This window comes from Flavobacterium ginsengisoli, assembly GCF_029625315.1.
In the GTDB taxonomy this organism is placed as follows: Bacteria; Bacteroidota; Bacteroidia; order Flavobacteriales; family Flavobacteriaceae; genus Flavobacterium; species Flavobacterium ginsengisoli.
Window position 1 is genome coordinate 4,456,698 of the sequence record NZ_CP121110.1, and the last position, 19,713, is coordinate 4,476,410.

Below are 19,713 nucleotides of genomic sequence, written 5' to 3' on the forward strand. Positions count from 1 at the left end.
GATTAGAGGTAAAACAAATCGTCAAACTAAAAAGAAATTTGCGACTGTCTAAAAACAATTTAGACAGAAGATAAACACTAAAAGCAAATATAAAGCAGAATAATTGATTTTATAACACATTGAGCTGTTGTAAATATTTGTTTTTAATAAATACATATTTATGAGAACAAAGGCTACTCTATTTTTATTAATTTCTTTTATTGGTTTAACAAAGCTGTATTCTCAAACCGTTACGGCTGTTGCAACACCATCAACTTGTGCTCGCTAATGGAAAAATAGAGTTAACAGCATCAGGCATACCAGAGCCCATTATCTATGGTATTGCAAAATCTCCTTACACAGCTGCTGATGTTATCAGCAGTACTTCTCCGGTTTTTTCCTTTTTGGCTCCAGGGAATTATTATTATGGATATTATAATGGTGCTAATTTTGTTTCCTCTTCTTCAACTATTGCAGTTGCCAACCAATATGTTACAACTTCTCCCAGCTTTACAGCCTATTACGCTACTAGATATGCTTACTGCGGTGGTACAGATCCATTAGGAAGGGTAACTGGTTCATTGTCTGGAGGTAATAAGCCGTATAATGTAGAATTGTTAAACTCAAGTAATGTTGTTGTGCAAGCAAAAGCAAACAACTGGATCATCTACAACTGCAATTTTTGATGGAGTTGCAGCAGGAACTTATACCTTAAGGGGGACAGATGCTTGTGGTACAGTGGTATATGCGCCAAATACTATAGTAGTACAGTCCAATGTGATTTATTCGGATTTTACTTTAGGAACGGTTAATCCGCAACCAACTACGTCTTATTTTAATGTGGTTTATAATACGCCAGGTGATGTTTGTTCAGGAATTGTATCGGCTTCTATTACCAATATCGCATTTATGACCGGTACAAACACCATAACAGACATAACAACTCCAACTGGAGGGCCAACATTTTATGGAGGAAGAAATCCTATTTATAAAGTAGAAATACAAAATGCGTCTGGCGGATATGATGTTTATGATAATTTAACTAGTGGTCAAGTGAGCACTAGTACTAGTTATGTACTTCCTAATGATCGGAGCAAATGGGGATTAATAAAAGTTTCGGTTACGATTTGTGGTATTACTAAGACAAACCAATTAGATTTAGTCGCTTATAATGAATTTAAAATAAAACCCTTTACGTTCACAGGTTTTACAATTTATGATGACAGTACTCCCGCCGCTTGTGCCCCGCCAAGCCAAGTTGAAATCTGGACAAGTACTTTTCAATCAGGAGGATGTCAGCCTATTACGCTGGATATTACAGAAAATGGAACTTCAAATACACAGCATTATGTACTACCTCAAAATTTTAAATTTAAGGTAGATATAGGCAAAACCTATACTGTCGTCGTAAAAGATGGTACTGGAGCTTTACTGCCATCTTATTTATTTAGAAACAGTACTTCCTCCACAACTACCCCTAAACCTCCTTCTCAGACAGACCCTAATAATTTGTATATAGATCCTGCTTATTTTACTCCGATATTAACTAAGGACAAAATAACTTTTACAGATGGTTTAAGTGGTAAAAACATTGGGAAATGTGCTCTCGTAATAAATAATTTGACAAGTGCTCTTGGACTTATAGCACCTGTTTATGTTGAGACAATCAGTGGGCCCACGAATATTAATCTAACCGTAACACCAACAACGGGATCTTATAATATTGGCCTGGGAAATAATCTAACACCAGGAACATATAAAATAAGAATAAGAGATTCTCAGTGTTTTACAGCTGACTATGATATTGTTTTAAATAGTTATATTGTGAGTGTGCGACTTCAAAATATAACTTCTGTTCCAAGTACCATAGCCTGCGACCGATATATTAAGAAAGGTGAAGTTAAGATTACAGCTGTTGGAAAGATGTTTGATACGTCAGGACCTTTACAGAGTGTTTACGGATATGATTATGCTACTCCTAGAATTCTCAGTGCACCTGCTGGGGCTAGTACTTTTGTTAGTATTGATGGTAATTTTGTTCTAAGAGGCAATCTAGTGATTCCTTTTACTTTTACGGCAGATTTGCCAGGGGATTATCAGATCGCATTAAGCAGGAAATCAGACAACCGTTTATTACTCCCTTCAGAAGTATTTGAAAATACAACACCCGTACCGTTAACAGTTACACAAGATTTTCCTGCTTTTGATCTTTCACAGTCAGGAGGAGTTATCTGTCCTGGAAATACAACAGGAAATTTGACCGTAAAAATTAATAATGCTGCGGGAACAATAACTTATTACATAAAAAAAGATACAGATGCAAATTTTCCGGCAACAGGACAAACATCTGCAGTTTTTACAGGATTAACTGCGGGAAATTATGATATAAAGGCAAAAACGCTTTGTTATGAGGTAGTGCAGTCTTTTAAATTAGCGACTCTCGCTCAATTAACAGATGTTATTTTTGGAGATAATACTTATTGCAGTGGTGCTTCACTTCATTTTTCCACTGTCGCTGTAGGGCCTGTTAGCAGTATTGTATGGACACTGCCAAATAATTCTACAGTTACAGGGAATATACTGGATATTCCAAATTTGACAACAGCAAATAATGGAGAGTACAAAGTTACGATCAACAGTACGGCGGGCTGCGTGATAAATGGTTCAACAATTGTAACAGTAAATACTCTTCCAGAGGTACAGACACCAATTTTTAATGCTTTAAGTCCTAGCGTAATATGTCAATCTGTTAGTGCTCAGCAATCTGATTATACTGCTACAGCAGTAAATGCTACAGCTATTAATTACAGCATTTCTCCTCTCGAAGCAGGAACAATTACAGCGGGAATAGTAAATTGGAATTCTTCCTTTAATGGTACAGCGGTTATTACTGCAATAGCAAGTGGCTGTGGTACTGACGAAACAGCTCATTTTACAGTTACTGTAAGTCCGCGAACAGATGTTTCGGAAATTATTACTGAAGACAGGTCAATTTGTCCAAACGAAACAGGAATTCTTTTGGAAGCTTTAGCGCCCAATATTTCAAATCCGATTTTTACATGGTATGATAGTAATTTATCATCAGCATCCGTGTTAGCTGTTGATGATAATCTTGTAGTTAGTCCAACATCCACAACAACTTATTATGTAGGAGTTGAAGGCAGTGATCTTTGTGTAAACGAAGCTGGAAATCGTAAAGCGGTAACAGTAACAGTTAAGCCTTTAGCAACAGTTGCTGATATAGTGGTTTCAGACGAAACTATTTGTCAAGGAGAAACAGCGACCTTGACAGCCTCGAGTCCTTTAACGAATCCAATTTTTACATGGTATACAGATGCTTGCTTTAGAAAATTTAATAAGCAATGTCGAAACAATAGATGTTAAACCAAATGTTACAACAACCTATTATGTCACAGTTGAAGGTGATGGTGTTTGTGCGCTTCCACCACCAGCGAAGGAAGTAACAGTTAATGTAAATCAATTGCCAGTAGCTACAATTTCGTATAGCAATAGTGTGTATTGTAATCGTGGCAGCGCTGCCGTAACTTTAACGGGAACAGTAGGAGGAACTTTTAACAGTGATGCAGGTTTAACAATTGATGTCGCAACAGGAGAAATTAATTTAGCATCTTCAACAGTAGGAATGCATACAATCTCTTATGTCTTTAGTGATGGAACTTGCTCTAATACCGTTTCAACAGATATAACAATCAACGCTACAGTTTTACCAGCTGCACTTCCAGATATAATTGAAGAATGTTCTGCATCGCCAGCAGTTCCAACTTTGACTGACCTATGTGCGGGAATAATAACTGCAACAACTCCAACAAGCTTTCCAATTACGACTCAGGGAATAACAGAAGTGACCTGGACATTTGATTATGGTGGAGGTTTTACCCAAACAGTAATACAAACAGTAAATATCAAAGACATAACCAAACCTGCAAAACCTATTTTAGATCCTGTTACAGCCGAATGCGAAGTGGTTTCAATAGCACCTCCGACAACGACAGACAACTGCGCCGGAACAGTTACGGGAACCACTTTAGCAGGTTTCCCAATCACGGCACAAGGCACAACAGAAGTCACTTGGACATTTGATGACGGAAACGGAAACATTGAAACAGCGGTTCAGGAAGTGGTCATAAAAGACATCACCAAACCTGCAAAACCTGTTTTGGATCCTGTTACGGCGGAATGCGAAGTGGCTTCAATAGCACCTCCGACCACTACAGACAACTGCGCTGGAACGGTTACAGGAACAACTTTGGCAAATTTCCCAATCACGGCGCAGGGCACAACAGAAGTGACCTGGACATTTGATGACGGGAACGGAAACATTGAAACGGCCATTCAGGAAGTGGTCATTAAAGACACCACCAAACCTGCAAAACCTGTTTTGGATCCTGTTGCAGCGGAATGCGAAGCGGCTTCAATAATTCCTCCGACCACGACAGACAACTGCGCTGGAACGGTTACGGGAACCACTTTAGCGGGGTTCCCAATCACGGCGCAGGGCACAACAGAAGTGACCTGGACATTTGATGACGGCAACGGAAATGTTGAAACAGCTGTTCAGCAAGTGGTCATTAAAGACACCACCAAACCTGCAAAACCTGTTTTGGATCCTGTTGCAGCGGAATGCGAAGTGGCTACAATAACAGCTCCGACCACTACAGACAACTGCGCGGGAACGGTGATGGGAACCACTTTAACAGGTTTCCCAATCACAGCACAGGGCACGACAGAAGTCACTTGGACGTTTGATGACGGGAACGGAAACATTGAAACGGCGATTCAGGAAGTGGTCATTAAAGACATCACCAAACCTGTTGCACCAATTCTGAATCCTGTTACCGCCGAATGCGAGGTCGCAACAATAACACCTCCAATTGCTACGGACAACTGTAAAGGATTGGTGATGGGAACCACTTTGACAAGTTTCCCAATCACGGCGCAGGGCACAACAGAAGTGACCTGGACATTTGATGACGGGAACGGAAATATTGAGACAGCGGTTCAGGAAGTGGTCATTAAAGACATCACCAAACCTGCAAAACCTGTTTTGGATCCTGTTACGGCGGAATGCGAAGTGGCTTCAATAACACCTCCGACCACGACAGACAACTGCGCGGGAACGGTTACGGGAACCACTTTAGCGGGGTTCCCAATCACGACGCAGGGCACAACAGAAGTGACCTGGACATTTGATGACGGGAACGGAAATATTGAGACAGCGGTTCAGGAAGTCATCATTAAAGACATCACGAAACCTGCAAAACCTGTTTTGGATCCTGTTACAGCCGAATGCGAAGTGGCTACAATAGCACCTCCGACCACGACTGACAACTGCGCTGGAACAATTGCGGGAACCACTTTAACAAGTTTCCCAATCACGGCGCAGGGCACAACAGAAGTGACCTGGACATTTGATGACGGGAACGGAAACATTGAAACGGCCATTCAGGAAGTGGTCATTAAAGACATTACAAAACCTGCAAAACCTATTTTGGATCCTGTTACAGCGGAATGCGAAGTGGCTTCAATAGCACCTCCGACCACGATTGACAACTGCGCTGGAACAATTGCGGGAACCACTTTAGCAGGGTTCCCAATCACAGCACAAGGAACGACAGAAGTCACTTGGACATTTGATGACGGGAACGGAAATATTGAAACTGCGGTTCAGGAAGTGGTCATTAAAGACATCACAAAACCTGCAAAACCTGTTTTGGATCCTGTTACGGCGGAATGCGAAGTGGCTTCAATAACACCTCCGACCACTACAGACAACTGCGCTGGAACGGTTACGGGAACCACTTTAACAAGTTTCCCAATCACGGCGCAGGGCACGACAGAAGTGACCTGGACATTTGATGACGGCAACGGAAATGTTGAAACAGCTGTTCAGCAAGTGGTCATTAAAGACACCACCAAACCTGCAAAACCTGTTTTGGATCCTGTTGCAGCGGAATGCGAAGTGGCTTCAATAACACCTCCGACCACTACAGACAACTGCGCTGGAACGGTTACAGGAACCACTTTAACAAGTTTCCCAATCGCGGCACAGGGCACGACAGAAGTGACCTGGACATTTGATGACGGAAACGGAAACATTGAAACGGCGGTTCAGAATGTTATTATTAAAGATGTTACAGCACCTGTAGCACCTGTTTTGGTAGATATTACAGATCAATGTTCTGTAACTTTAGAGGCACCAACTGCAGTTGATAATTGCGCGGGAATTATTACTGGAACAACAACAACGACGTTTCCAGTGACTGAAGAAGGAACAACATTGGTAATCTGGACATTTAATGACGGAAACGGAAATATTTCTACTGCCGAACAGAAAATAGTTATTAATACAATTGTATTAGAAGAACCAGAAAAAGCAACTTGTTTGACTAATAAACCCGAATATGTAGTTACTTTATCGGTATCTGGAAAAGCACCATTTACAGTTGTAGGAACAGGTGCTCCAGGAACGTGGTCGGGTAATAATTGGACTTCAAATGTTATAAGTGGTGGTACAGATTATAATGTAAATATACAAGATCAGTACAAATGCAATACTCTGAATGTAGCAGGTGTTTCGCCTAATTGCTGTGTTTTTGATGTTGTTTGTCCGACTTTCCCAGCTCAAACTGTTTCTTGTGCTGATGAATTGCCAACAGCAACGAGTTTAACAATTGCTCAGTTTCAAGCATTAGGAAATAGAAATGGAAAAATCACCAATAATTGTGGAATCATTGATATTACAGCAGAAAATAGTCAGAATCAAGGATGTAATACTAATGTAGTACGAACTTATACAATTACGGAATATGCAGATGATAATAATAATGGTATACATGATGCAGGAGAAAATACAATTTTAAACAGTTCAAAATGTACGGAGGTCATTACAGTAAATGATAGAACAGCTCCCGTATTTACAGAAGCATTACCACCTGCTGTTATAAATGCAGATTGTGATACTATTCCTGACCCAGTAATTCTTACAGCAACTGATAATTGTAGTATAGCAACAGTAACATATAATGAAGAAAAAACAGATGGTGATTGCAGCGGTAGATATTCGTTGGAAAGAACTTGGACAGCAGTCGACGAATGTGGCAATAAAAATGTATTTAGTCAAAAGGTCAATGTTTCTTGTATGGAAACTATTTATAATGCTTTGTCTCCAAATGGAGATGGTATAAATGATACATTTGTAATTAAGAATATTGATTGTTTTCCAAATAATACAGTTGAGATTTATAACCGATATGGTGTGCTGATTTACAGTAAAAAAGGGTACGATAATATTACTGATCCTTTTGATGGCTTTTCTTCTGGACGTGCTACTGTTTTAAAGAAAGACATGATTCCTACAGGAACTTATTTCTATATTTTAGAATATGAGAATAATGGGAAACAAATTAAAAAATCAGGATATTTATATGTAAGCACTCAATAATTTTGATTATAAAAAGGGCCTTAAATTTTTAAGGCCCTTTTTATAAAATATGATTTTCAATTATTTTTTAACGCAACAAGATTTTTTATCTTTTTTATCTGCTGTTTTTTTGCGAGCAAGATTCTTTTTTTGCTTTTTCTTTTGTAGCAGGTTTTGTTTCTTGAGCCATTACGCCAATTGAGAATAAAGTCTGCTGTCATTACTGTAATAACTTTTGTCATTTTAATTAAATGTTTTTTGTGTTAGAGATTATAATTGGTAGTCAAATATAGAAAGATTTCGTTGAGTTGATTCTTACAAAAAAGTTAATGTTTTTATAATTAATAATTCAAATTCACTCCAAATCCAATACCCATATCACTATCGTAATGTGTTGTGATTCCGAAGTTTCGGGCAACAATATATTTTAAACCAGCCATATATTCTTTATCGGTATTCCACATTAAATTCATACGAAGACGTTTTGAAAGAGGAATGTCTTTTCGTTCAAATTGCAGGCGGACATTTCCATCTGTATATACTTCGACTTGCGCTTTTATGAGCATTGGCAAAGTATATTCAAGACCAGCGCTAAAAACCGAACGATTATCTTTGGTATTTTTCTGTCCGAAAAGATTTTGTTCCTGTTCGTCTATTCCCATTCTTCGGTATCGCCAGTCAAAACCAATAAAAGGCATCAGCCACTGATTTTTTCCAATATATCTTCCAATGTGAGTTTCAGTTTCGTAACCATGTTCGTTATTATAACCCAATCTCCATTCGGTTCCAATACTCCATCTGGTATTGCTGAACATTGCTTCACCGTCGTTTCCATTAGATGCAAAATCATTTTCTGCTCTAAAATGAAACATTCTGTCGTCCATTTTCAGCATTTTAAAAGCCATTTCTGGATGATGAATTAGCGGATTTGGCGCTGAATTTTCATAACTAAAAATCCTTCCCATTCCAGCCATCATATGATATAAAATATGGCAGTGAAAGAACCAGTCGCCATCAGCATTTGCCTGAAACTCGATCGTATCGGTTTCCATTGGCATAATGTCAATTACATTTTTAAGTGGAGAATAATCTCCGTGTTCATTTAAAATTCTAAAATCATGTCCATGTAAATGCATTGGGTGGCGCATCATCGAACCATTATATAAAACAATGCGGACGTTTTCTCCCTTTTTAATTAAAATTTTATCGGTTTCAGAAACCACTTTATTATCCAAACTCCAAACATAACGATTCATATTTCCAGAAAGCGTAAAACGTAATTCTTTGACAGGTGCATCTTTCGGAAGATTGGTTTTAAAAGGAGATTTCAGCATTCCGTAATTTAAAGTCACGATTTCAGAAGTTTCTGTGCTGTCACTTTTCATTTTCATCTCTTCCATATTATGATTCGAATGATCCATTGCAGGTTTTGCATTTTCATCTTCCCCCGAAATTTCTGGATACATTACGGCGTTCATGTCCATTTTGTTCAGAGACATATTCATACCCATATCGTTCATTTCGCCGTTCATCTTCATCATATCATTCATCATTTTCATGCCTTCAAAATATTTTAATTTCGAAAGATGATGAACAGGCTGTTTTTCGCCATTTCCTAAAAATAAAGAAGCAGATCCCGTTCTGTCTTCGGCTGTAGCCAAAAAAGCAAAAGATTTATTGTCTTCAGGAATTGTAATGACAACATCATAAGTTTCAGAAACCGCAATAATCAAGCAATCAACTTCTACTGGTTCGACATCGTTTCCGTCACTGGCAACAACGGTGATTTTTCCTCCGCCATAAGTCAGCCAAAAATAACTTGATGCGCCTCCGTTGGCAATTCGTAAGCGGACTTTAGAGCCTGGTTTAAAATCAGAAAGCTGTTGCTCATTTTTCCCATTAAGCAGAAACTTTTCATAATAAACATCACTGACATCCATGGCGTTCATTCGTTTCCATTCGTTGGTTACTTTGGTCGAAAAATGTCCTTTTTTTATAGCCTCGGCATAACTTTGTGTTGTTCCTTTTTTAATCGCAAACCAATCATTTGCATTATGAAGCATTCGCTGAATATTCTCTGGTTTTAAATCTGACCATTCGCTTAAAATAACTGGAATAGTAGGTAAATCGTCAATGCCTTTTCTAATAGTTGAATCGTCTTTTTTCTTGTTGATGATAAAAAGTCCGTATAAACCAATTTGTTCCTGCAAACCAGAATGGCTATGATACCAATAAGTTCCATTCTGAATAATCGGAAAAGTATATTTATGAGTTGTTCCAGGCTCAATTGGCATTTGAGTTAGGTACGGAACACCATCTTCTTTATTTGGCAGAAATAATCCGTGCCAATGCATTGAAGTCGTTTCTTTTTTGAGTTCGTTATGAACATAAATTTCTGCAATATCGCCTTCAGTAAAAGTTAGCGTCGGCATCGGAATTTGTCCGTTTACCGCAATCGCACGTTTTTCTTTACCCGAAAAATTTACAATCGTATCGCGAACATGCAAATCATAACGTACTACTTTTTGCGCCTTTAGCTGAAAAGCGATTAAAAATAGTATAAGTATATATTTGATCTTAATCATTAGCTTATAATTTTAAATTTCTCAATCGCAACGCATTTACAATTACAGATACAGAACTTAAACTCATGGCAACAGCAGCCAACATTGGAGAAAGCAATATCCCTAAAAACGGATATAAAATTCCTGCTCGCAATTGGAACGCCCAAAGTATTATATATAAAAGCAAAGAATAAATTCTGTTTGATATTTGACATTACAGCATGGCTGAGGTTTTTAGCTTTTACAATTCCGTTTAAATCGCCTTTAACCAAAGTGATTTTGGCGCTTTCGATTGCAACATCTGTTCCTGTTCCCATAGCAATTCCGATGTTAGATTGAGCCAAAGCAGGTGCATCATTGATTCCGTCTCCCGCCATGGCAACAATTTTTCCTTGAGCTTGAAGACGTTCAATTTCTTTTAATTTATCTTGTGGAAGACAATCTGCTTTAAACGAACTCAAATGCAAATGTTCAGCAACTGCTTTTGCTGTATTGTGGTTATCTCCCGTCATCATGATAACCTCAACGCCTTGATCGATTAATTCTTTGATCGCTTTAGCACTGTTTTCTTTAATGGCATCAGTAATGGCAACATAACCTAAAACAACATTTTCAATTGCGATGTACGAAATAGTTTTTCCTAAATTTTGTTCAACAGTTACTTTTTGTTCTAAATCAGAAGAAACAGAAGCACCGATTTCGTCCATTAATTTTTTATTTCCTAAAGCTACTTTCTTGTTTTCGATTGTTCCTAAAACACCTTTTCCTGCAATAGTTTCAAAACCTTGAACTTCTTTTAAAGCACTATTTTTTACTTTCGAGAAATTGACTACGGCTTGCGCTAAAGGATGCTCGCTGTGCTGATTTAAAGAAGCAATATTTTGAAGCAGAAAATCTTCCTCATTAGTAACCGAATAGACTTTTTCTACAGATGGTTTTCCTTCTGTAATGGTTCCTGTTTTGTCGGTGATTAAAACATCAATTTTATTCATGTTCTCTAGAGCTTCAGCATTTTTGATCAGGATTCCGTTTTGTGCTCCTTTACCGATCCCAACCATAACCGACATGGGAGTTGCCAACCCAAGCGCACAAGGACAGGCAATAATTAAAACAGCAATTGCATTAATTAATCCGTAAACATAAGCGGGTTCAGGTCCGAATTTTGCCCAAGCAAAAAAGGTTAAAACCGAAATAATAACAACGGTTGGAACAAAATATTTAGAAACGCGATCGGCTAATTTCTGAATTGGAGCGCGAGATCTGCTTGCGTCATTTACCATTTGAATAATCTGAGAAAGCATGGTTTCTGACCCCACTTTTTCAGCAATCATTACAAATGACTTTGTACCGTTTATAGTTCCTGAAATTACAGCATCGCCTGTTTTTTTATCAACAGGAATTGGTTCTCCAGTTATCATTGACTCATCGATACTACTTTCGCCAGTAGTTATTTTTCCGTCAACCGGAATTTTTTCTCCTGGTTTTACACGAAGTAAATCGCCCTTTTTAATGTTATGAATAGAAATTACTTTGTCAATTCCGTTTTCAACTAAAGTCGCTTCAGTTGGCGCTAATTTTAATAGTTCTTTAATTGCACCATTAGTTTGTCCGTGGGCTTTGGCTTCCAATAATTGTCCTAATAAAACTAAGGTGATAATTACAGTTGTGGCTTCAAAATACAAATGAATGGTTCCGTGATGTGATTTGAATTCGGATGGAAAAATATCAGGAAAAAACATTCCGACAATACTAAATAGAAAGGCAACACTTGTTCCAATTCCGATTAGTGTAAACATATTTAAATTCCATGTCACAATAGATTTGTAGGCACGAACAAAAAACATCCAGCCAGCATAAAATAAAACAGGAAGTGAAAATAGAAACTGAACCCAGTTCCATTTTTCGATAGACATTATATTGTATAGCGGATTATTCGGAATCATTTCTGACATTGAAATGATGAAAATTGGAAGTGTAAACAAAATCGCGATTTTCATTTTCTTCAATAAATCAGTGTAAGTTTTATTTTCCTCACTTTCTGAAGCTTGAATTGGAACCAGATCCATTCCGCAAATCGGACAGTCGCCAGGTTCGTTCGAAACGATTTCTGGATGCATCGGACACGTAAATTGTGTGGACGTTATAGCAACTTGAGGTACTAAATCCATTCCGCAAACGGGACAGTCTCCGGGTTTGTTATATGTTTTGTCGCCTTCGCAATGCATTGGGCAATAATAAACGCCATTTGCACTGTGCACGTGTACTTTTTTAGTTTCTGTTTTATGATGATTATGGTTGTGATTCTCTTTTTTATGGCCAGAACAGCAAGATTTAGCTTCGCCGTGATTTTTAGGAGAATCCATTTCAATACTATAATTTCCGGCAGACTAAAACTTCTTGAAATTTTTCTGTCGGAACATGTTTCTCCATTGTGATCGTAGCCATTGGCGGATTCAAAGTCACTTCTGCCTGAACGCCTTCAACTTCGTTTAGAGTTTTTTCGACTTTAGTTCGACATCCGTTGCACGACATTCCTGAAATTATATATTGATGAGTCATTGTATTGGTTTTTAAGTATTACAATGCAAATTTCTGAACTATCTGTGAGTTCGGTTTGTAGAATTTTGGGAATGATTTGTAAGATTTACTAAATGCTGTTTTTTAACGCAAAGAGCGCAAAGAATTTACGCAAAGTGCATTAAGTTTTGTTTGTTTAAAGATTAGAGAGTTCTCAAAGCTTTGTGTATAAAAAGTTAGCCACAGATTAAAAAGATTAACACAGATTTTTTTTTAAAGTTGATATTAATCTCGCAAAGACGCAGAGACGCGAAGTTTTATAATTAATAAGATAATTAAAAAATAATCTCCCGCAGATTCAGCAGATTTAACAGATTTAAATTTTAATACTTACAATTAATTTATCTGCTAAATCTGCTGAATCTGCGGGAGACAAAAAAACTTTGCGCCTCTGCGACTTTGCGAGAGATTAAATATTCTCAATCTGAATACGCTTATTATCTTTCAATTGTTTAAATGAAGTAGGAGTGTAGCCCGTAATTTTTTTGAACTGATTACTCAAATGTGCTACGTTGCTGTAATTTAGAATATCTGCAATTTCGCTTAAGGAAAGCTCATTGTAAATCAATAATTCTTTTACTTTTTCGATTTTCTGGCTTATGAAATACTTTTCGATTGTTGTGTTTTCGATTTCAGAAAATAAATTGCTTAATGAATTATAATCTTGATTTAAATTTTCTGCGAGATATTCTGATAGGTTGATTTTTAAATCATTGTTTTTATGATGAACCAAATCTACAATCAGGTTTTTTATTCTTTCGACTGTTTTTGTTTTTTTATCATCGAGTAGATCAAAACCCAAAGATTGCAGGTTCTCTAATAAAATTTCTTTTTGCAAATCGTTGATTTCTTCCTGTAGTTCAACTTCTCCTAATTCTACAGAAATAGGTTGAAGTCCGAGTTTTTCGAACTCAGACTTCACTACCATTTTGCATCGGCTGCACACCATATTTTTGATGTAAAGCTTCATATTTATTTGATCGTTTCTACTACATTTCCGCAAGTCAGCATCGAAGAACCATAATAAGGGTTTTTAACTGCTTTTTCTTTACTTAACCAATCAGCGTCTGCCATTGGGCAATATTGTTTGTAGATTGGCTGTTCTGGATTAGAAACTTTTATTAAATCGTAAGTGTTTTTAGATAAAGATTTAAAAGTTTCACGTTGCTTTTTAAGATCTGTTGTAGCTGAAATACTTTTAGCGTCAGCAGTTAATTTCTTTACCACTTTCATCCAAACCGTATGTTCATTGCTTTTTAATTTGTCCATTTTTACGGCAGTAATAGCAGTCAATAATGTTGCTTGCTTTTGCCGAAGTCAATTTGCTATCACTTTTTATAAGTGCATCTTTAACATCAAAATAAGCGTCATATACAGATTGAAGCTGATTTGTGTCAACGACTTCTGTCGTTCCTGATTCTAATTTTATTGTATTTGCCTGAATATTGTTTGCACTAATTAATGCGGTTAGTACAGTTGCTAAAGCTATGATTGATTTTTTCATTGTATATAATATTTGGTAAAGGATTTATTTTCCTTTAAAATTAATTAAAAATTTCGTTTAAAAAAAGGCCCAATATGGGCTGTCATAAATGCGATAATTATATTTTCGGCTTCAGCCAAATAGAAGTAAATCCCGCAGAAATAGTAGAATTACTGTAAGATGAAATTGCGTTTTTTAAAGAAAAATTGAAAACGTCATTTTGCAAATCAAGATCGGTTGAAGTTAAAATAACGAATTGTAATGCAGAAGTTGTACAGCCAGAATGACTGCATTTTCCATCACAATTGTGTTTTTCTTGTTTTGAAGTTTTCTTTTCGCGACATTTTTTAGAACAGCTGTTTTCTTCTTTAGAAGCAATTTCTTTGTGATTCCCGATATTACATGCGTAGGTATAACTCGGATTCAAAAAGAAACTAAGTGTTATAAAAAGCAATATTATGTGGGTTTTCTGTTTCAAAGAAATTGTTTTTGAGGTACAAATTTAGATAAAAATGCGTGAGGAAATCACTTTTTAAGATTTCGCTAACTACAGTTTCTTAAAATCAGTCGGTTTCATGTTTTTACGTTTTTTGAAATAATTCGTCAAATGACTTTCGTCTGTAAAGCCAAATTCGTACGCAATTTGTTTAATCGGCAATTGATTGTTATGAAATCTTTTTTCGATTAAAGTCGTTCTCAAATTATGGATGTATTCGCGATAACTTATGCTGAAAGTTCTTTTAAAATAAGCACTAAAATAAGTTTGGGCAATATTAAAATGTTCTGCAATGACTTTTACTTGAACTAGTTTTGGCTGATATATATTTTGATGAATATAATTGGCAATTTGCTCATTATCCAAATGTGTCGATTGCATCTGTAGATTCATACCGCGAATCGTTTCTTTAATTAAGCCAAAAATGGAAAGAATCTGATAGAAAACAATTGGAGAAGAAGTAACGTCAATATAGCGATCGTATGTTACAATGTTTTCAACCGTATTTTTCAAGATCGTTTTGCAAGGTTCATCAAACTTTAAAACCGTTTCTTTTAAGATTTTATCTCGCATGAAACTTTCGGGAGTATTTACGAGAAATTCATCACAAGTTAGATTTTGTTTGGAATTGAAATAATTATCAGTGAATTTGATAAAAATGAATCGTGTACTTTTCTTTATATCGAAATAATGTTCGTCGTCTGGCGAAATCACAAATAAGTCTCCAGCTTTGTATGAAAGGAGATTGTTATTCAAATGATGAATGCCACTCCCTTTCTTTATATAAATGATTTCATAATAGGTATGGGTATGTGGAGGAAGATGAAATTTCTCTTCTTCAAATTCATCAAGAACAAGTGTTTTAAACTGATTTAATTTAGGCATAACTTAAATGTACAATTTTATGTCACAAATTTACAATTTTTTTAAAGGTTAACGGTGTTAATTTTGCATCGTAGAAATCTATTCCTTTCTACAATAAATCAAAATGAAAAAAAGTCTTATTGCACTCTCTTTAGGAGGGTTAACTATTGGTATTACAGAATTTGTAATGATGGGATTACTCCCAGATATTGCTTCAGATATGAAAGTCTCGATTCCGGTTGCTGGATATTTAATTTCGTCTTATGCACTTGGAGTTGTTATTGGAGCGCCTTTATTAGTAATCGCAGGAAGAAATTATGCGCCTAAAAAAATGCTTTTAATTTTGGCTTTAATGCTGGCAGTTTTTAATGCATTATCAATTATAGCTCCTGATTATAATGTTCTATTTGCTTCTCGATTTTTATCTGGATTGCCGCACGGAGCATTCTTTGGAGTGGGAGCGGTAGTCGCAAGCCGTTTGGCAGACAAAGGAAAAGAAGCGCAGGCAATTTCTATAATGTTTGCTGGTTTAACGATTGCTAATTTAATAGGTGTGCCAATTGGTACTTATATAGGTCACCATTTTATTTGGCGTTATACCTTTGTATTAATTGCGATTGTTGGTTTGTTGACCTTTTTGGCAATTTATTTATGGATGCCGAATCTTGAAAAAGGTGAAAGCGTGAATATGAAAACACAACTTCAGTTTTTTAAGAAAACAGAAGCATGGTTAATTATCGGAATTACGGCAATTGGTTTTGGAGGTCTTTTTGCTTGGATCAGTTATATTGCTCCTTTATTAATTAATGTATCGAAATTTTCACCGGAAGATGTTTCTACAATTTTAATCTTAGCAGGATTAGGAATGGTTGTCGGTAATTTTGTCGGAGGAAAATTGGCAGATAAATATTCGCCAGCACCAACCGTACTAGCGTTACTATTTGTAATGGTACTTGATTTGTTGATGGTTTACTTTTTCTCTTTCAATCAATATATTTCATTGTTTTTGACATTCTTAACAGGAGCAATTTCTTTCTCTGTTATTGCGCCAATTCAGATGCTTATGATTAAGACAGCCAAAGATGCAGAGATGATTGCATCAGCAGCGCTTCAAGGAAGTTTTAATATCGGGAATGCTTTAGGAGCTTTCTTAGGAGGACTGCCTTTAGCGACTGGTTATAATTTTGCTTCGCCTAATCTTATAGGTATTGCAATGGCTATGACCGGAATGGTGATTACATTTATATTGATGAGGTTACATCAAAAACAAGTGCACGTACAAGTCGCATAACTTTAAAATATATTCTTTTTAAGGCCCTTAACGTTTGTTTAAGGGCTTTTTTTATGTCTTCAATGAATCAATTAGCTTAAGAATGTCTTTTCATGAGCAAATGATTTTACTTCTATAGTCAGAAAATACTCTTTAAAATAAATCTCATCTTTATTCTGTATTTAAATTTTTTTAGGATCTTTTTAACTTTTTAAGTGTAAAACCAACACATAATAAATTTTGTAATTTATATTCATGTAATCGATTGTTTTTTTTGTAAAAATCGAATCAAATGAACGATTAATAATAATATTATTAATATTTTATATTGATATAAATTACATATGTTACATAAAAAAGCAATAAAATTTCTAATATGTAATTTTTTTTATGAAATTTTTGGGAAATTTTATTTTTCGTTTAAAAAAAATATCTATGTTTGTGTAATCGATTACAACTTTTTTTGCATAGTTCGAAAACGATTAAGTAAAAGAGAAGTAAAATGTGCAAGAATAAAGATTTACTTCGGTGATAAATAAAATACTGTTAAAATAAAAACCACAAAAATTAACCATAAATGAATTGAAAGTAACCACAAAAAACCACTTAAACCACAAAGAAAAACCATTTAATAACTTAAACAATCAACCATGAACTTTAAAGAATTATTAAACAAAGGAGCAAACTTTTGCTTTAAACTTGTTTTCTTACTGTGCTTATTGATCGGTAGTCAAATACACGCGCAGGGCACAACGATAGAGGGAACCGTGAAGGATGCCGCGGGACTTTCTCTTCCTGGGGTAAACGTCTTAGAAAAAGGAACTAAGAACGGAACTTCTACCGATTTTGACGGGCATTACAAATTAAAGCTTACTAATCCGAAAGCAGTCTTAAGCTTTTCTTTCATAGGATTTAAAAGCATTGACATTTCTGCAGACGGAAAAACAAAAGTAAATGCAACAATGTCTGAAGATTCTAATAACTTAAATGAAGTTGTTGTAATTGGATATGGAACATCTAAGAAATCTGATTTGACTGGAGCAGTTGCTACATTTTCTGGAAGTGAAGTTCGTAAAATTCCAGTGCCAAACGTAGCTGAGGCATTAACAGGACGTATTGCTGGAGTATCGGTAAGCAGTTCTGAAGGTTCTCCAGATTCAAACGTTCAGATAAGAATTCGAGGAAATGGATCTTTAAGTCAAGATGCTTCTCCATTATATATCGTAGATGGATTTCCGGTAAATAATATCAATGATATTTCTTCTTCTGACATTGAAACGATGACAGTTTTGAAAGATGCATCATCTACTGCAATCTATGGTTCTAGAGGTGCTTATGGAGTTATTATCGTTACAACTAAAAAAGGTAAAGATGGTAAAATAGCAGTTAATTATAATATGTTCTACGGAATGAAAAAGTTGGCTAATACTATCGATGTTACATCTCCAGAAGATTACGTAAAATGGCAGTATGAGTATGCTTTACTAGATCAAAGCGATAAAACTATTTTGAGTAATCCAAGTTCTTATACTAAGTATTTTGGTAATTGGCAGGATTATGATATGTACAAAGGTATGAAAGGCAATAACTGGCAAAAGCAAGTTTTTGGACGTACCGGAGAAGTGCAAAGCCGTGATTTATCTATTCGTGGTGGAAGTGATAAAATGAACTATAACTTCAATTATGCACATTATGATGAAAAAGCAATTATGCTTGGATCAGATTTTAAAAGAAACAATTTATCTCTTGCTTTAAATAGTAAAGCTTCTGATAAAGTAGATTTAAGTTTTACAGTACGTTACTCTGATACTGAAATTAACGGTGCCGGTATGAATGAGCAAAATGAAGCTTCTTCTGCAGATTCTCGTTTAAAAAATATTGTGGGTTATGCACCAATTCCTATTCCAGGTTTAACGACAGACGATACAGACGAAGCGGTTGCTAACAACTTAACACATCCTTTTGTTGCTATTACAGATAACAACCGCCAGCAGTTTAGAAAGAACTTTAATACATTGGGAAGTTTTTCTTGGAAACTTACTTCAGATTTAATATTCAAAACAGAATTAGGTTTAGATAATTACAACTTCCAAGATTATCGTTTCTACGGCCGCACAACGTATTATGTAAAAAATAATCCTGCAGCCGAAAGACAAGGTATGCCTGCATTGATAATGTCAGATAGAAAAGATACTCGCTTTAGAAATGCAAATACTCTTAACTATGATTTGAAAAAAATAATGGGAGAAGATCATAGCTTAAAATTACTTTTAGGAGAAGAGTCTATTAATTATAATAGAAATGATTTGACAAGTACAATTCACGGATTTCCATTATCTTTTGAATTAGATGAAGCAAAAAAATTAACTACACAAGGAACGCCAGTTTCAGTTGATAATTTCTATTTCCCAGATGATAAATTACTTTCTTTCTTCGGACGTGCAAATTATGATTACAAAGACCGTTATCTTTTAACAGCGACTTATCGTGCCGATGGTTCAAGTAAGTTCTTAGGAAGTAATAAATGGGGATTTTTCCCAGCAGCAGCAGCAGCTTGGAAAATTTCGGGAGAAGAATTTATGAAAAATGCTTCATGGGTTAATTTGCTTAAATTAAGAGTAAGTTATGGTGAAGCAGGAAACAATAATATTCCGACAGGACAAATGGTTCAAAGTTTTGCATCTACTACATCTACATGGATTAATGGAGTAGATAGCTATTGGGCGACTTCAAAAACAATGGCTAATCCAGATTTGAAATGGGAAACTACTGTAACGCAAAATATTGGTTTAGATTACGATCTTTTCAAAAATAAGGTAACAGGATCTGTTGAGTTTTATAAAAACAAAACAAAAGACTTGCTAATGAATTTTCCAATTTCTGGAGGTTATGACTATCAGTATAGAAATATGGGTGAAATTCAAAACAGTGGTGTAGAGGCAACTTTAAACCTTAACTTAATTGAAAGACCTAAATATGGAGTAAGCGTATCATTTAACAGCTGCTTTCAATACTAACAGAATTAATTCTCTTGGTGTA

The 19,713-nt window shown here is 35.8% G+C and carries 11 protein-coding genes and 1 pseudogene; 5 read left to right on the plus strand and 7 right to left on the minus strand.

Annotated elements, in window-relative coordinates:
- Window positions 1–257: 257 nt before the first annotated feature.
- From P5P87_RS21115 to P5P87_RS21125, 3 genes are read left to right on the plus strand one after another with little or no spacing between them, the layout of a single operon-like run.
- Window positions 258–665, plus strand: coding sequence for a hypothetical protein (locus tag P5P87_RS21115; RefSeq protein ID WP_278020513.1), 408 nt, complete (start codon window positions 258–260; stop codon window positions 663–665).
- Complete coding sequence (locus tag P5P87_RS21120; RefSeq protein WP_278020514.1) at window positions 610–3,363, plus strand: Ig-like domain-containing protein; 2,754 nt, start codon at window positions 610–612, stop codon at window positions 3,361–3,363. Before P5P87_RS21115 ends, P5P87_RS21120 begins: the two co-directional genes overlap by 56 nt.
- The gene (locus P5P87_RS21125) at window positions 3,314–7,441 is read left to right on the plus strand and encodes a T9SS type B sorting domain-containing protein (protein WP_278020515.1); all 4,128 of its coding nucleotides are present in this window, start codon (window positions 3,314–3,316) and stop codon (window positions 7,439–7,441) included. Before P5P87_RS21120 ends, P5P87_RS21125 begins: the two co-directional genes overlap by 50 nt.
- Before the next feature lie 320 nt (window positions 7,442–7,761).
- On the opposite strand, the gene P5P87_RS21130 is transcribed toward P5P87_RS21125, so the two are convergent.
- From P5P87_RS21130 to P5P87_RS21160, 7 genes and pseudogenes are all read right to left on the minus strand, one after another.
- Window positions 7,762–10,005 carry a multicopper oxidase family protein gene (locus P5P87_RS21130; protein ID WP_278020516.1) on the minus strand — a complete coding sequence of 748 codons (2,244 nt, stop codon included), beginning with the start codon at window positions 10,003–10,005 and terminating at the stop codon, window positions 7,762–7,764.
- Window positions 10,006–10,009: 4 nt separating this feature from the next.
- A pseudogene (locus P5P87_RS21135) lies at window positions 10,010–12,543 on the minus strand (heavy metal translocating P-type ATPase).
- A 427-nt stretch (window positions 12,544–12,970) separates the two neighbouring features.
- Window positions 12,971–13,531, minus strand: a complete 561-nt coding sequence (locus P5P87_RS21140) for a helix-turn-helix domain-containing protein (RefSeq protein ID WP_278020517.1) — start codon at window positions 13,529–13,531, stop codon at window positions 12,971–12,973.
- 2 nt (window positions 13,532–13,533) lie between these two features.
- A complete protein-coding gene (locus P5P87_RS21145; protein WP_278020518.1) occupies window positions 13,534–13,830 on the minus strand; it encodes a DUF3347 domain-containing protein in 297 nt (98 codons plus the stop codon).
- Window positions 13,808–14,065, minus strand: a complete 258-nt coding sequence (locus P5P87_RS21150; RefSeq protein ID WP_278020519.1) for a hypothetical protein — start codon at window positions 14,063–14,065, stop codon at window positions 13,808–13,810. Before P5P87_RS21150 ends, P5P87_RS21145 begins: the two co-directional genes overlap by 23 nt.
- A 97-nt stretch (window positions 14,066–14,162) precedes the next feature.
- Window positions 14,163–14,522 carry a hypothetical protein gene (locus tag P5P87_RS21155; protein WP_278020520.1) on the minus strand — a complete coding sequence of 120 codons (360 nt, stop codon included), beginning with the start codon at window positions 14,520–14,522 and terminating at the stop codon, window positions 14,163–14,165.
- Window positions 14,523–14,591: 69 nt separating this feature from the next.
- Entirely contained in the window at window positions 14,592–15,425 is an 834-nt protein-coding gene (locus P5P87_RS21160) for an AraC family transcriptional regulator (protein ID WP_278020521.1), read from the minus strand.
- A gap of 103 nt (window positions 15,426–15,528) precedes the next feature.
- On the opposite strand from P5P87_RS21160, the gene P5P87_RS21165 reads away from it, so the two are divergent.
- Together P5P87_RS21165 and P5P87_RS21170 are read left to right on the plus strand one after the other, a co-directional pair.
- Window positions 15,529–16,695, plus strand: a complete 1,167-nt coding sequence (locus P5P87_RS21165; protein WP_278020522.1) for an MFS transporter — start codon at window positions 15,529–15,531, stop codon at window positions 16,693–16,695.
- A 629-nt stretch (window positions 16,696–17,324) separates the two neighbouring features.
- On the plus strand, window positions 17,325–19,691 hold the full coding sequence (locus tag P5P87_RS21170) for a SusC/RagA family TonB-linked outer membrane protein (protein WP_278020523.1): 2,367 nt from the start codon (window positions 17,325–17,327) through the stop codon (window positions 19,689–19,691).
- Window positions 19,692–19,713: the final 22 nt, after the last annotated feature.

What these genes read in the sequence shown, in the direction of transcription:
- P5P87_RS21120 (WP_278020514.1), top strand. Translation starts at nt 610, where the DNA reads ATGTTGTTGTGCAAGCAAAAGCAAACAACTGGATCATCTACAACTGCA.
- P5P87_RS21125 (WP_278020515.1), top strand. Translation starts at nt 3,314, where the DNA reads ATGCTTGCTTTAGAAAATTTAATAAGCAATGTCGAAACAATAGATGTT.
- P5P87_RS21130 (WP_278020516.1), bottom strand. Translation starts at nt 10,005, where the DNA reads ATGATTAAGATCAAATATATACTTATACTATTTTTAATCGCTTTTCAG.
- P5P87_RS21140 (WP_278020517.1), bottom strand. Translation starts at nt 13,531, where the DNA reads ATGAAGCTTTACATCAAAAATATGGTGTGCAGCCGATGCAAAATGGTA.
- P5P87_RS21145 (WP_278020518.1), bottom strand. Translation starts at nt 13,830, where the DNA reads ATGGACAAATTAAAAAGCAATGAACATACGGTTTGGATGAAAGTGGTA.
- P5P87_RS21150 (WP_278020519.1), bottom strand. Translation starts at nt 14,065, where the DNA reads ATGAAAAAATCAATCATAGCTTTAGCAACTGTACTAACCGCATTAATT.
- P5P87_RS21160 (WP_278020521.1), bottom strand. Translation starts at nt 15,425, where the DNA reads ATGCCTAAATTAAATCAGTTTAAAACACTTGTTCTTGATGAATTTGAA.
- P5P87_RS21165 (WP_278020522.1), top strand. Translation starts at nt 15,529, where the DNA reads ATGAAAAAAAGTCTTATTGCACTCTCTTTAGGAGGGTTAACTATTGGT.
- P5P87_RS21170 (WP_278020523.1), top strand. Translation starts at nt 17,325, where the DNA reads ATGAACTTTAAAGAATTATTAAACAAAGGAGCAAACTTTTGCTTTAAA.